Source organism: Streptomyces sp. NPDC044719 (genome assembly GCF_056433405.1).
On the sequence record NZ_JBWKHE010000004.1, the window covers coordinates 113,762 to 126,078 of the forward strand.

Sequence of the window (12,317 nt, forward strand, 5' to 3'; positions counted from 1 at the left end):
AGTCCGCTCACGTCCGCTGGCCGAACAGCTCCCGCAGTACGTCCTCCATGGTCACGAGCCCGGCCAGCCGGCCGTCCGCCCCGAGAACCGCCGCGAGATGCGTACGGCTGCCGCGCATGGCGGTGAGAACGTCGTCCAGCGGTGTGTGCTCCCGCACGCGTGCGATGGGCCGCATGTCCCGCAGCCGGAACGGCACCTCGCGCCCGAGGGCCTCCAGGGCGTCCTTCACATGCAGATAGCCGACGATCCGCCGCCCCTCGTCCACCACCGGGAAGCGGGAGAACCCGGACTCCGCCGTGAGCTGCTCCAGCTCGTCCGGAGTGACGCCCACGCTCGCGTACACCACCCTCTCCAGCGGCAGCACCACGTCCCGCACCGGGCGGCGGCCCAGCTCCAGCGCGTCGTGCAGCCGCTCCTGGGCGCGGTCGTCGATCAGGCCGGCCTCACTGGAGTCCTTCACGATCTGCGCTATCTCCGCGTCCGAGTAGGAGGCGGCGACCTCCTCCCTGGCCTCCACGCGCAGCAGCTTCAGCAGTGTGTTGGCGAAGGCGTTGATCGTGAAGATCACCGGGCGCAGCGCCCGGGACAGCGCCACCAGGGGCGGGCCGAGCGCCAGCGCGCTGCGCACCGGCTCGGCGAGCGCGATGTTCTTCGGCACCATCTCGCCGAGCAGCATGTGCAGATACGTGGCCAGAGCCAACGCGATCACGAACGATATTGCGTGCCCCGCCCCCTCGGGGACGCCCGCCGCGTGGAACAGCGGCTCCAGCAGATGCGCGATCGCCGGCTCGGCCACCACGCCCAGCACCAGCGTGCACAGCGTGATGCCGAGCTGCGCGGCCGCCATCAGCGCCGACACGTGCTCCAGGCCCCACAGCACGCTCTTGGCGCGCCGGTCGCCCCGGTCGGCGTAGGGCTCGATCTGGCTGCGGCGCACCGAGATCAGCGCGAACTCGGCGCCGACGAAGAAGGCGTTGACGACGAGCGTCGCCAGACCGATCAGCAGTTGTACGGCGGTCACAGCTCGGCTCCCTTCTCGTCGGGCTTCTCGTCGTCGAGCGGCGCCCGCAGCCGGACACGCGCCGCCCGGCGGCCCGCCGCGTCCAGGACCTCCATCCGCCAGCCGGCGACCTCGAGGGTGTCACCTGCGGCCGGTATCCGGCCGAGCACCGTCGCCACCAGCCCGGCGAGCGTCTCGTACGGACCCTCCGGCGCACGCAGGCCGACCCGCTCCAGGTGGTCCACGCGCGCGGAGCCGTCGGCCGAGTACAGGGCGTGGCCGGCCTCGTCCGTGCCGGCCGGGGCGAGATCGGGCAGCTCGTGCGGGTCGTGCTCGTCGCGCACCTCGCCGACCACCTCCTCGACGATGTCCTCCAGGGTGGCCACGCCCGCCGTACCGCCGTACTCGTCGATCACGACGGCCATCGTGCGCTTGCCGGAGAGCCGGTCCAGGAGCCGGTCGACGGTGAGCGTCTCCGGGACCAGCAGCGGTTCGCGCATCAGCTCGGAGACGAAGATCCGGGTCCGGCGCTCGGCCGGTACCGCCAGTACGTCCTTGACGTGCGCGGTGCCGACGACCGAGTCGAGGGTGCCGCGGTAGACGGGGAACCGCGAAAGACCGGTCGCCCGGGTCGCGTTCGCCACGTCCTCCAGGGTGGCCTGCACCTCCAGGGCGACGACCTGGACCCGGGGCGTCATCACGTTCTCGGCGGTCAGGTCGGCGAGGTTCAGCGTCCGCACGAACAGCTCGGCGGTGTCGGCCTCCAGCGCCCCTTCCTTGGCCGAGTGGCGGGCCAGCGCCGCGAGCTCCTGCGGCCCGCGGGCCGACGCCAGCTCCTCGGCGGGCTCCACACCGATCCGGCGCACCACCCGGTTCGCCGTGTTGTTGAGGTGGGTGATGAAGGGCCGGAACGCGGCGCTGAACCAGCGCTGGGCGTTGCCCACGGTCTTGGCGACGGTCAGCGGGGAGGAGATCGCCCAGTTCTTGGGAACCAGCTCGCCGACCACCATCAGGAACACCGTCGAAGCGGCCGTGCCGAGCACCAGCGCGAGGGTGTGCGACGCCGAGCGCGAGACGCCCACGTCCTCCAGCGGTCCGGCGATCAGCGCCGCGATCGACGGCTCGGCGAGCATGCCGACGACCAGGTTCGTGACGGTGATGCCGAGCTGCGCCCCGGACAGCTGGAACGTCAGGCTCCGTACGGCCTTCAGCGCGCCCTGCGCGCCTCGCTCGCCGCGCTCCACCGCCCGCTCCAGCTCGGCGCGCTCGACCGTGGTGAGGGAGAACTCGGCGGCCACGAAGGCGCCGCAGGCGAGCGAGAGCAGGATCGCCGCCAGGAGGAGGAGCACTTCGGTCATCGGTTCACCCCCGTTCCATGGTTCTCCAGGACGGGGCGGAACGCGCGGTGTCGCGAACTGGGAGGCACGCCCATGGGCGGACGCTCACAACCTTTCATGCAGAACCGAGTGGCCATCCAAGGGTAAAGGATGGGCAAAGTCCTTCCGCGGGGTTGCTCAGGGCGAGTCGGCGGGGGCGGGCGCGAGCCGGTAGGCGCCCTCGTGGGCGACGACCCGGCCGGCGGTGGGCGGCGCGAAGTGGGTGCCCAGGAGGAGGGTGTCCGTACCGGCCAGGGAGTCAAGCAGCCCCCGGCGCGAGGTCTCGGACTGCCCGGGGGCGATGTCGACACAGGCTCCGATGCCGGGGTGGGCGAGCTGGACGGGGTGGTGGACGCAGTCGCCGGTGATCAGCGCCCTCCGTCCATGACTGGTCAGTTCTACGGCGAGGTGGCCGGGGGTGTGCCCCGGAGTCGGGATCAGGCGCAGGCCCTGGGCGACTTCGAGGCCCTCGGCGGGGACGTCGACGAGATCGAGCCGCCCCGCTTCCTCCACCGGGATCACGGAGTCGCGGAACATCTGCGCGCGGGCCTCGTCCATGGCGTACCCGGCCCAGAACTCCCGCTCGACGCGGGAGGTCAGGTAGCGGGCGTGCGGGAAGGTGGGCACCCAGGTGCCGTTCACCTCCCGGGTGTTCCAGCCGACGTGGTCGGCGTGCAGATGGGTGAGGATCACCAAGTCCACCGAGTCCGGGGGGAATCCGGCGGCGATGAGGCGTCGCAGGTAGTCGGTGTCGAGGTCGTGCCAGGCGGGATCGGCCCGCTGCTTGCCGTTGCCGATGCCCGTGTCGACCAGGACGCGCAACCCGCCGGCGGTGAACGCGAAGCTGTGGCTGTCCAGGCGCAGGACGCCGTCGTCGTCCGCGAAGTGGGGGTGCAGCCAGTCCTGCCCCGCCACGACGTCCGGTGTGGCGTCGGGCAGCAGCCACGGTCCGGTGGCGGGCGGCAGCAGGACCTCGTCGATGCGGTGGATGGTGAGGTCGCCCACGGCCCATGTGGTCATCGGTGTCTCCTCGAGCGCTTGCAGCGAGCTGTTAAAGCAATCGGTTTGTGTTAAGCCGACCGTAGGTCCTACAGTCCACTAACGCAAACAGTTAGCTTTTATCGCTCACAGGGGAGCTCATGGCCCGCACCGAACTCACACCCCCGGAAGCAGCCCGCTGGGCCCACCGCGCCGGGCTCGTCCTGCCGGCCGACCGGCACGCCGCGGTCGCTGCCACCGCCGACCACATCCACTCCGTGGTCGCCGTCCTGCGCGAGCTCGACTTCGGCGACACCCCGCCCGCCCCCGCCTATCGCGCGGCACAGGAGGCTCACGATGCAGCCGTATGAACTGACCCTCGGCGCCGCCGCCGACCAGATCCGGGCGCGGCGGCTGTCCCCCGTCGAGCTGGCGGACTCCGTGCTGGAGCGCGTCGAAGAGGTGGAGCCGCGGCTCGGGGCCTATGTCACCGTCACCGCCGAGCACGCCCGCCGGGCCGCGCTCGAAGCCGAGCAGGACATCGCGGCCGGCCGGCACCGCGGTCCGCTGCACGGCATCCCGATGGGGCTGAAGGACCTGATCGACACGGCCGGACTGGCGACGTCGGCCAGTTCCCGGGTCAGGGCCGGCCATCGCGCGCACACCGACAGCACCGTCGCCGCCCGTCTGTCCGCGGCCGGAGCCGTCCTGGTCGGCAAGACCCACACCCACGAGTTCGCCTACGGGCTGACCACCCCGCAGACCGGCAACGCCTGGGACCGCGACCGGGTCGCCGGCGGCTCCAGCGGCGGATCCGCGGTCGCCGTCGCCGCGGGCACCGCCACCTTCGCCCTGGGCACCGACACCGGCGGATCCATCCGCGTCCCCGCCGCTCTCAACGGGGTCGTCGGCCTCAAGCCGACCTACGGCCTCGTCCCGCGCCACGGCGTCACCTCGCTGTCCTGGTCCCTGGACCACGTCGGCCCGATCACCCGCACCGTCGAGGACGCGGGCCTGGTCCTCGACGCCCTGGCCGGCCACGACCCCCGTGACCCCGCCTCCCTGACCACACCCCCGGCGGACCACCGGCCGGCCGAGGGCACCGACCTGACCGGACTGCGCATCGGCGTGCCGCGCACCTGGTACTTCGACCACGTCGACGCGGAGGTGGAAGCCGCCGTCCGCAACGCGATCGACCGGCTCCGGGATCTCGGCGCCCGGCTCGTCGACGTCCAGATCCCCATGACCCGCTACATCCAGGCCACCCAGTGGGGCCTGATGGTGCCCGAGGCCACCGCCTACCACGAGAGCACCCTGCGCACGGTCCCCGAGCTCTACCAGGCCGATGTCCGCATCCTCCTGGAGGCCGGGGAACTGATGCCCGCCGGCGACTACTTGCGGGCCCAGCGCTCCCGCACCCTCATGCGGCGGGAGTGGGCGAGCATGCTGCGCGACGTCGACCTGATCGCCGCCCCCACCCTCCCCGCGACCGCGGTCCCGGCCGGCCAGGAGACGATCACCTGGGCCGACGGCACCGTCGAGGGCGTCTCGGACGCCTATGTGCGGCTCTCCGCCCCCGCCAACATCACCGGCGTGCCGTCCCTGTCCGTACCGGTCGGCCATGACTCCGAGGGCCTGCCGATCGGCATGCAACTCCTCGGCCGGCCGCTCGCGGAGAAGCTGCTCCTGCGGGTCGGCCACGCCTACGAACAGACCCGGCCTGCCCGCCGGCTCGCGCCCGCGGCCTGAACGAGAACCGCACCAGACGCAAAGGGTTCGCTTTAAGGTGGGTGCCGTGAGCAGACAGATGGTGCGCCCCGGCGGCCGCAGCGCCCGGGTCCAGGCATCGGTGCACGCCGCCGTGCGCGAACTCGCCTCGGAGCTGGGCCGGGACGCCCTGACGGTGCCGCTGGTCGCCCAGCGCGCGGGCGTGACACCGTCGACGATCTACCGCCGCTGGGGCGACCTGACGGCACTGCTGTCGGACGTGGCGGTCGAGCGCCTGCGGCCCGACACCACGCCCGGCGACCACGGCACCCTGCCGGCCGACCTGACGGCCTGGGCCGAGCAGTTCCTCGACGAGATGGCCTCGCCCGCCGGCCGCGCCTACATCCGCGACGCCCTGCTCGGCGACCCGGACGGCGGCAACGCCGGCCAGTGCTCGGCCTACGCCGCCGAGCAGATCGGCCTCGTCCTCGCCCGCGCGGCCGGACGCGGGGAGCGGACACCCGACGTCGAGACGGTGATCGACCGGGTCGTCGCACCCGTGATGTACCGCATCCTCTTCCGCCCGGACGGCCTCGACGCCGCGTACGCCCAGCGGCTGGTGGCCGGGGTCCTCGGCCCGGCCGGAGACACTCCCTAGCCGATGAGGGGCTTGACCCAGCGCCGCCAGTGGTCCTCGCGCCGGTAGCCGGCCGCGGCCCAGGTGTGATGGGCCTGTTCGTTGGCCTCCAGGACCATGGCGTCGACGCGTCGCCCGCCCAGGGCGGCGAAGCGCTGTTCGGCGGCTTCCAGGAGGGCGGTGGCGATACCTTGCCGGCGGTGGTCCGGGTGCACGGCGAGTCGGTAGGCGGAGCATCGCCATCCGTCGAAGCCGGCTATGACGGTGCCGGTGAGGAGACCGTCGCGCTCGGCGAGGAGCAGGGCTTCGGGGTCTCGTGTGATGAGGCGGGCCACTCCGTCGTGGTCGTCGCTGATGCTGGTTCCTTCCGCGGCTTCGCGCCAGAACCGCAGCACGGTGTCGATGTCCGAGAGGGTCGCGCAGCGGATGTGAAGATCGCTCATGGGGCGAGCCAAGCAGACGGCCGGCCTGTCTGGCGAACCGGTTTCCGTACCGGTGAACCGCCCGTTGGTTAGGGTGGACACCGGAGACTGGCGGCGCCCGCGCGGGCAGAGTCGGACACGACGGGGGGCTCGTTCGTGGGGAGTTGGCGCCCAATTGTGATGGGGGCCCACCGGTCGGCGCCCGCGGTGCTGCCTGCGGCACCGCGCGGGTGGCTCGGGCTGATCGCGACCCTCGCCGCGCTGGTGGTCGTCGCGCTCGGGGCCCTGTACGCCGGGCACAGCGAGCCCGGCACCGTGGACGGGTGGATCCAGCCGGCGGTGGACGGTGCGCGGCCGCCGTGGCGGTACTTCGCTCTGGCCACGGACTTCCTGGCGGAGCCCTTGGGAGCGGCGGCGCTGGTCGTGGCCACCGTGACAGGCTGTCTGCTGCTTCGGCACCCTCGCGCGGCGGCGTTCGTCGTCGCGGGCACAGGCTTGACCGTGGGGGCGACGAAGCTGCTCAAGCCTCTGGTGGGACGCACCATTCACGGCGCCGACAACCTGTCCTACCCGAGCGGGCACACCGCCTTCCTCACCGCGCTCGCCCTCGTGGCGGCGCTGCTCGCGACCGGCCGGCTCGGCCTCGGCAGGACGGCCGGCACGGTGCTCGTGCTCGCCGCGGCGCTCGTCGCCGGGGTCGCCATGGGCTGGGCGCAGGTCGCCCTCGGCGCGCACTACCCGACCGACGTCCTCGGCGGCTGGTGCACCGCGCTGGCGGTGGTACCGGCGACCGCGTGGCTGGTCGACCGGGTGGCCGACGCCGGTCGACGGGACCGTCATTGATGCCGCGTCAAGCGGGACCGTCATTGATGCCGCGTCACGTTCATACCGAGCGGCGGAACACCGGCTTCACCGGCCGCCCGGCCAGCCAGGGGGTGGGGTCGGCGGCGTCCAGTGCCTTCCGGTACACCGCACACGCCTGGGCCACCACGTCGACGGTGTGATCGATGTCGTCATCGTCGAGCGCGCTGCTCACCACGAACGACGGGGCCAGCACCCCGCCCGCGAGGAGCCGGCGCAGGAACAGGGTGCGGTACTCCTGCGACGGCTGCCGGTTCTCGTCGAGGGTGGCGAAGACCAGGTTGCTGGCCCGGCCCCGGACGACGACGTGGTCGCCGACGCCCATGCTCGCCGCGGCCTCGCGGACACCGGCCGCCAACCGTTCGCCGAGCGCGTGCAGCCGGGCGGTGATCCCCTCTTCGACGTAGGTGGCCTGCACGGCCATCGCGGCCGCCAGGGAGTGCGTTTCCGCGCCGTGCGTGGTGGACAGCAGGAACACCCGGTCGCCGGAGTGCCGCAGCCCGCCCCGCTCCATCAGCTCGCGGCGCCCGGCCAGCGCGGAGACGGCGAACCCGTTGCCCAGCGCCTTGCCGAACGTGGAGAGGTCGGGGACGACGCCGTACAGGCCCTGGGCACCCGCCTCGGACCAGCGGAGGCCGGTGATCATCTCGTCGAAGACCAGTACGCAGCCGTGCCGGTCGGCCAGCGCGCGCAGGCCGGCGAGGTAGCCGGGTGGCGGCTCGGTGTGGGTGGCCGGTTCGAGGATCAGGCAGGCGACCTCCCCCTGATACCGGGTGAGCAGCTCCTCTGTGGCGGCCAGGTCGCCGTAGGGGAACGCCACGGTGAGGTCGGTGGTGGCCGCCGGGATGCCGGCGGACATCGGCGTGGTGCCGATGAACCAGTCGTCGACGGAGAAGAACGGATGGTCGGCGCAGACGGCCACCCGCGGGCGCCCGGTGGCGGCGCGGGCGAGACGCACCGCGGCGGTGGTGGCGTCGGAGCCGTTCTTCGCGAACTTCACCATCTCGGCGGTCGGCACCGTGGCCAGGAAGCGTTCCGCGGCCTCGACCTCCACGACGGACGGCCGGACGAAGTTGCTGCCGCGGTCGATCTCCCGCCGCACCGCCTCGGTCACGCGCGGGTGGGCGTGGCCGAGGCTGACCGACCGCAGGCCGGACCCGTACTCGACGTAGCGGTTGCCGTCGACGTCCCACACATGGGCACCGCGGCCGTGGCTGATGACCGGGGCCAGGTTCTCGGGGTACTGGTCGTCGCCCTTGGCGTAGGTGTGCGCGCCCCCGGGGACCAGGGCGTGCAGCCGCTCGTTCGCCGCCCGCGACCGGGGCAGGAGGAACTCCTCAGTGTCCACGCTGACTTCAGCTCTCTCTCTGCTTCAGGACCTCGGCGAGGCTCGGGGCCTCCCGGTCCCGCTGGGACATCGATGTGGCCGGCAGCGGCCAGCGGATCGCGAGCTCCGGGTCGTCGAAGGCGATCGTCACGTCCTCGGCCGGATCGTGCGGGCGGTCGATCCGGTACGAGGTGTCGGCGGTCTCGGTCAGCGCCTGGAAGCCGTGCGCGCACCCCGCCGGGATGTACAGGGTCGTCTGCGTCTCGCCGGACAGCTCGAAGGTGGCCACGTTGCGGTAGGTCGGTGAGTCCGTGCGCAGGTCCACGACGACGTCGAAGATCCTCCCGTACGAGCACCGCACCAGCTTGGCCTCGCCCTTGCCGGAGCGCAGGTGCAGGCCGCGCAGCACGCCCCGGACCGAGCGGGACACGCTGTCCTGGACGAAGGCGTCCGGGTCGAGGCCCACCGAGCGGATCACGTCGGCGTCGAAGGTGCGGCAGAAGAAGCCGCGTTCGTCGGCGTAGGGAGTCGGCTCGAAGAGGAACGCGCCCGACACCTCCGGGACTTCGGTCGCCTTCATGGAGTCTCCTTCGCTGGGAACAGGGCTGCCGTCAAGGCGGTGAAGTGGACTGCGAGTTGCCGGGCGGCGGCCTGGTTCCGCTCCGCCAGGGTCTGCCGTAGCTCCGCCGAGCGCTTCTCCAGCGCACGGAACTGCTCCAGCAGCCGGTCGGCGTCGACCGCACGGGCCGGATGGCAGTACGCGGCAAGGCCCATCCGGTCCATGAGGGCGTCGCTCTTCGCCGCGTAGGTGAGGGCGAGGGTCGGCGTTCCGGTCTTCAGCGCGCAGACCAGGTTGTGATACCGGGTCGCCACCACGGTGTCGGCCGCCGCCGTCTCCTTCATCAGGTCGGCCAGCGAGGCCGCCTCCGCGGCCGTGACCAGCGGCGAGTCCACCGCGTCGAGGATCGCGGCGACCACCGACGCGTCGCACGCGTCGCCGGTGAGCAGCCGCACCGGCCTGCCGTCCTCGACCAGCGCGCGGACGAAGCGCGTTGTGCCGTCGAGGTAGCGGCGGTGGATCTCCTCGGCACGGGCACGGTCGTCGTTGGCGCCGTGGAAGTCCATGACGCCGACGCAGACCAGGCCCGGCGGGCCCGACGGCCCGCTCGCCGGGGGCGCCGGCAGGGCGAACGCGAGGTCCGGGTGGACCTCGTCGCGCGCGGTGTCCACGCCCATCTCCCGCATCGCGTCGCGGGACAGGGTGTCACGGTACGACCGGTAGGCGGCCAGCCGCGCCGACCGGCGCACCAGGGCCCGGGTCGCCCGGTCGCGGATCGGGGCGGCGCCGGCGCCGACCAGCGCGACCTTGGTGCCGAACAGCCGGCCGGTCGCGCAGAGCAGGAACAGCGAGTACGGGAAGCCCCACGGCCGCAGCGGCAACGTGGCCTCGAGGACGCCCATGCCCGGCACGATCACCACGTCGTGCCGGCGCACCCAGGCGGCGGTGCGGACGACGTCGACGAGTTTGCCCAGCCCCTTGCCCACGATCGCGCCCGCACGGGACGCGGTCCGGTACTCCCCGCGGTACCAGTGCAGCCGCGTCGCGGCGATCCCGTACCGGGCCGTGACGACCTCGGGTCCGCCGCACAGCGCGTCCACGACCGCGTCCGGATGCTCGGCGCGGAGGTACCCGAGTACGGCTTCGAGCGACCCGTCGTTGCCGAGGTTGCCGGAGCCGAGCAGGCCGAACACCCCGACGTGTACGGGAGTTCTCATGGCCGCCGCCCCTCGCGTCCTGCGACGAGGTCGTCGACGGAGACGGTGAGCCTGGCCGGGTCGACCGGGGCGCGGTCCTCCACCCGCTCGCCCGCCCCCGGCCGGACCCGGCTGGTCATCCACGCGGCCAAGTGGCGGTAGCAGGCGCGCCGGTCGGCCGCGGACAGCGGCGCCCGCCGGATCGCCGAGACAAAGCCCCCGACGTACTCGGCGAGCAGCCGGGGCGTCGGGTGCAGCCGGCCCGCCCGGCGCGGGTCCAGGTTGACGCACCGGGAGCGCTTGGAAGGGTTCGCCCGCTCGGCGCGGGTGGGGTGGTCGCGGCGGAAGTACATGACCTCCGGCACCTGGTGGAAGGGCCCGTGCAGGACGATCTCGGCGACGAACGTGCGGTCCGCGTGGTGATAGCTGTCGTGCGGCTTCACCCGGCGCAGCGTGTCGGCGCGCATCACCCCGTAGAAGTCGTCGCCACCGGGCTCGAACAGGAAGCTGCGGAAGCGCTCCGGCGCGTGCGGGGAAGCGGTGGCGAGCCCGTACTCGTAGGGGACCGTCACCTGTCCTTCGCCGTCGATGACCGCCTGGTCGGAGTGCGCGAGGACCACGTCCGGCCGCGCGTCCAGCGCCTCCACGCAGCGCCGCAGCAGGTCCCGGGCGTAGAGGTCGTCGTGCGAGGCCCATTTGAACAGCTCGCCGCGGCACTCGGTGAACACGTAGTTGTGGTTCGGCGCGGCGCCGATGTTCCGAAGCAGCCGGATGTACCGGACGCGTGAGTCCTGCGCCGCGTACTTGCGGCAGATGTCCTCGGTCCCGTCGGTCGAGGCGTTGTCGGAGATGACCAGCTCGAAGTCCTCGTAGGTCTGGCCGAGCAGGGCGTCGAGCGATTCGGCCAAGTACTCCTCGCCGTTGTACACGGGCAGGCCGATGCTCAGCCGGGGATGGGCGGTCATGACGTCCTCACTTCAGGGATGGGTTCCTTCAGGTGCTCGCGCAGGGCGGACCGCAACTGCAGCCACCACACGGCCGAACCGGCGAGGGTCGCGGCGGCGACGCCCCAGGCCGAGCCGACCGTGCCGGCCAGGGCCGCTCCGCCGAGCCCGCCGACGACGTAGCAGGCGGAGGCGAAGAGCTGGCAGCGCAGGCTGCGCCGGGCCGCGGCGAGCGCGCGCAGCCCGGCCGCCGCGCCGGTGCCGAGGCCGGCGCCCGCGACGCCGAGGGTGACCGGCACGATGAGCTGTGCGGCCAAGTGCCAGACGTCGCCGAGCACGAGCTCGCCGAGCCGGTCCGGCATCAGCAGCAGCGCCCCGCCCCACAGCAGCGCGGCGACGGCCTGCCCACCGCCCAGCAGGAGGCAGAACCTGCCGAGGCGGTGCGGGGCCCGCCGCAGCACCCGTGCCGCCTCCGCGACGGTGACCAGCGACAGCCCCATCAGCACGGCGAGGAAAGGGCCGAGCAGGAGCTCGGCGCCCCGGACCGCGCCCACCGCGCCGACCCCGGCGATCACGCCGAGCCCGTACGCACGCAGCTGGCTCGCGCCGCTGAGGCTGACGTTCTCGACGAGGTACCGGTAGCCGAGGTCGCGTTGCTCGCGCAGCCAGGCGCGTGCCCGGGCCGTCCGGGGCAGGATGCCGGACTGGACGTAGCCGTACGCGGCGGCCACCGTGGCGGACGCGCCCCAGGCGAGCACGAAGGCGGCCACGCTGCCCACGCGGGCCGCCACCACCATGGCCGGGACGAGCGCGACGCCCCACACGACGTCGTTGACGAACGCCTTCCGCCCGGTGCCCGCGGCGAAGAACGCGTACCGCCAGGAATCCTGGAGCAGCAGCCCCGGCAGCATGACGCCCAGGCAGGCGAACGCGGGCCCCACGCGCCCGCCGAGCGCGAGACCGACCACCAGACAGGCCGCGCCGATGGCGGCACCGACGCCGAGGGCGGTACCCGACGACCGGGCCACCGCCCCCCGCCAGGACGCGTCGGACACGCCGCTGAAGCGCACCACGAGCGGATCGGTGGCCAGCCCGCGGGAGACGTTGAGCACCACTCCGTACGTCACCCAGGCGAGGCTGAACACGCCGAACGCGGTCACGCCCAGCGAGCGGGCCACACAGATCCCCACCGCGAAGTTGCTGATGCTGGAGGCCGCCTGGTCGGCCAGTCCCCAGGACAGCCGGCCGGCGAAGGCCCGCCGGGCGGATCCCGCCGGTGCCGTCGCCTTCTCCTCCTCGGTGGCCATCCG

13 protein-coding genes are annotated in these 12,317 nt (G+C 73.0%); 4 read left to right on the forward strand and 9 right to left on the reverse strand.

Annotated elements, in window-relative coordinates; genetic code table 11:
* Positions 1-7 precede the first annotated feature (7 nt).
* The 3 genes from AC07DF_RS16450 to AC07DF_RS16460 all read right to left on the reverse strand — a co-directional run bounded on the left by AC07DF_RS16450 (position 8) and on the right by AC07DF_RS16460 (position 3,396).
* Positions 8-1,021 carry a hemolysin family protein gene (locus tag AC07DF_RS16450; protein WP_478971204.1) on the reverse strand — a complete coding sequence of 338 codons (1,014 nt, stop codon included), beginning with the start codon at positions 1,019-1,021 and terminating at the stop codon, positions 8-10.
* Positions 1,018-2,358 carry a hemolysin family protein gene (locus AC07DF_RS16455; protein ID WP_478971206.1) on the reverse strand — a complete coding sequence of 447 codons (1,341 nt, stop codon included), beginning with the start codon at positions 2,356-2,358 and terminating at the stop codon, positions 1,018-1,020. The genes AC07DF_RS16450 and AC07DF_RS16455 overlap by 4 nt, the downstream gene beginning before the upstream one ends.
* A gap of 156 nt (positions 2,359-2,514) precedes the next feature.
* Positions 2,515-3,396 (reverse strand): MBL fold metallo-hydrolase, encoded by an 882-nt coding sequence (locus AC07DF_RS16460; protein ID WP_478971208.1) that lies wholly within the window; start codon positions 3,394-3,396, stop codon positions 2,515-2,517.
* Positions 3,397-3,515: 119 nt separating this feature from the next.
* On the opposite strand from AC07DF_RS16460, the gene AC07DF_RS16465 reads away from it, so the two are divergent.
* The 3 genes from AC07DF_RS16465 to AC07DF_RS16475 are packed head-to-tail and all read left to right on the forward strand — an operon-like array spanning position 3,516 to position 5,719.
* Complete coding sequence (locus tag AC07DF_RS16465; protein WP_478971210.1) at positions 3,516-3,725, forward strand: hypothetical protein; 210 nt, start codon at positions 3,516-3,518, stop codon at positions 3,723-3,725.
* Positions 3,712-5,103 (forward strand): amidase, encoded by a 1,392-nt coding sequence (locus AC07DF_RS16470; protein WP_478971212.1) that lies wholly within the window; start codon positions 3,712-3,714, stop codon positions 5,101-5,103. Before AC07DF_RS16465 ends, AC07DF_RS16470 begins: the two co-directional genes overlap by 14 nt.
* 58 nt (positions 5,104-5,161) lie before the next feature.
* Entirely contained in the window at positions 5,162-5,719 is a 558-nt protein-coding gene (locus tag AC07DF_RS16475) for a TetR/AcrR family transcriptional regulator (protein WP_478972693.1), read from the forward strand.
* Here AC07DF_RS16475 and AC07DF_RS16480 read toward each other — a convergent pair.
* The gene (locus tag AC07DF_RS16480) at positions 5,716-6,141 is read right to left on the reverse strand and encodes a GNAT family N-acetyltransferase (RefSeq protein WP_478971214.1); all 426 of its coding nucleotides are present in this window, start codon (positions 6,139-6,141) and stop codon (positions 5,716-5,718) included. The two genes, AC07DF_RS16475 and AC07DF_RS16480, sit on opposite strands and share 4 nt — an antisense overlap.
* A 159-nt stretch (positions 6,142-6,300) precedes the next feature.
* On the opposite strand from AC07DF_RS16480, the gene AC07DF_RS16485 reads away from it, so the two are divergent.
* Positions 6,301-6,963, forward strand: a complete 663-nt coding sequence (locus tag AC07DF_RS16485; protein WP_478971216.1) for a phosphatase PAP2 family protein — start codon at positions 6,301-6,303, stop codon at positions 6,961-6,963.
* A 40-nt stretch (positions 6,964-7,003) separates the two neighbouring features.
* Here the strand turns inward: AC07DF_RS16485 and AC07DF_RS16490 are convergent, their stop codons facing one another.
* From AC07DF_RS16490 to AC07DF_RS16510, 5 genes are read right to left on the reverse strand one after another with little or no spacing between them, the layout of a single operon-like run.
* Positions 7,004-8,329, reverse strand: a complete 1,326-nt coding sequence (locus AC07DF_RS16490; RefSeq protein ID WP_478971218.1) for a glutamate-1-semialdehyde 2,1-aminomutase — start codon at positions 8,327-8,329, stop codon at positions 7,004-7,006.
* Between the two features lie 7 nt (positions 8,330-8,336).
* Positions 8,337-8,888, reverse strand: a complete 552-nt coding sequence (rfbC, locus tag AC07DF_RS16495; protein WP_478971220.1) for a dTDP-4-dehydrorhamnose 3,5-epimerase — start codon at positions 8,886-8,888, stop codon at positions 8,337-8,339.
* On the reverse strand, positions 8,885-10,084 hold the full coding sequence (locus AC07DF_RS16500; RefSeq protein ID WP_478971222.1) for a polysaccharide pyruvyl transferase family protein: 1,200 nt from the start codon (positions 10,082-10,084) through the stop codon (positions 8,885-8,887). Before AC07DF_RS16500 ends, rfbC begins: the two co-directional genes overlap by 4 nt.
* Positions 10,081-11,028, reverse strand: a complete 948-nt coding sequence (locus tag AC07DF_RS16505; RefSeq protein ID WP_478971224.1) for a glycosyltransferase family 2 protein — start codon at positions 11,026-11,028, stop codon at positions 10,081-10,083. Before AC07DF_RS16505 ends, AC07DF_RS16500 begins: the two co-directional genes overlap by 4 nt.
* On the reverse strand, positions 11,025-12,314 hold the full coding sequence (locus AC07DF_RS16510) for a hypothetical protein (RefSeq protein ID WP_478972696.1): 1,290 nt from the start codon (positions 12,312-12,314) through the stop codon (positions 11,025-11,027). Before AC07DF_RS16510 ends, AC07DF_RS16505 begins: the two co-directional genes overlap by 4 nt.
* Positions 12,315-12,317: the final 3 nt, after the last annotated feature.

Excerpts from the sequence above, each read along its gene's own strand:
- AC07DF_RS16455 (WP_478971206.1), bottom strand. The coding sequence starts at position 2,358 with ATGACCGAAGTGCTCCTCCTCCTGGCGGCGATCCTGCTCTCGCTCGCC.
- AC07DF_RS16460 (WP_478971208.1), bottom strand. The coding sequence starts at position 3,396 with ATGACCACATGGGCCGTGGGCGACCTCACCATCCACCGCATCGACGAG.
- AC07DF_RS16465 (WP_478971210.1), top strand. The coding sequence starts at position 3,516 with ATGGCCCGCACCGAACTCACACCCCCGGAAGCAGCCCGCTGGGCCCAC.
- AC07DF_RS16470 (WP_478971212.1), top strand. The coding sequence starts at position 3,712 with ATGCAGCCGTATGAACTGACCCTCGGCGCCGCCGCCGACCAGATCCGG.
- AC07DF_RS16475 (WP_478972693.1), top strand. The coding sequence starts at position 5,162 with ATGGTGCGCCCCGGCGGCCGCAGCGCCCGGGTCCAGGCATCGGTGCAC.
- AC07DF_RS16480 (WP_478971214.1), bottom strand. The coding sequence starts at position 6,141 with ATGAGCGATCTTCACATCCGCTGCGCGACCCTCTCGGACATCGACACC.
- AC07DF_RS16485 (WP_478971216.1), top strand. The coding sequence starts at position 6,301 with ATGGGGGCCCACCGGTCGGCGCCCGCGGTGCTGCCTGCGGCACCGCGC.
- rfbC (WP_478971220.1), bottom strand. The coding sequence starts at position 8,888 with ATGAAGGCGACCGAAGTCCCGGAGGTGTCGGGCGCGTTCCTCTTCGAG.
- AC07DF_RS16500 (WP_478971222.1), bottom strand. The coding sequence starts at position 10,084 with ATGAGAACTCCCGTACACGTCGGGGTGTTCGGCCTGCTCGGCTCCGGC.
- AC07DF_RS16505 (WP_478971224.1), bottom strand. The coding sequence starts at position 11,028 with ATGACCGCCCATCCCCGGCTGAGCATCGGCCTGCCCGTGTACAACGGC.
- AC07DF_RS16510 (WP_478972696.1), bottom strand. The coding sequence starts at position 12,314 with ATGGCCACCGAGGAGGAGAAGGCGACGGCACCGGCGGGATCCGCCCGG.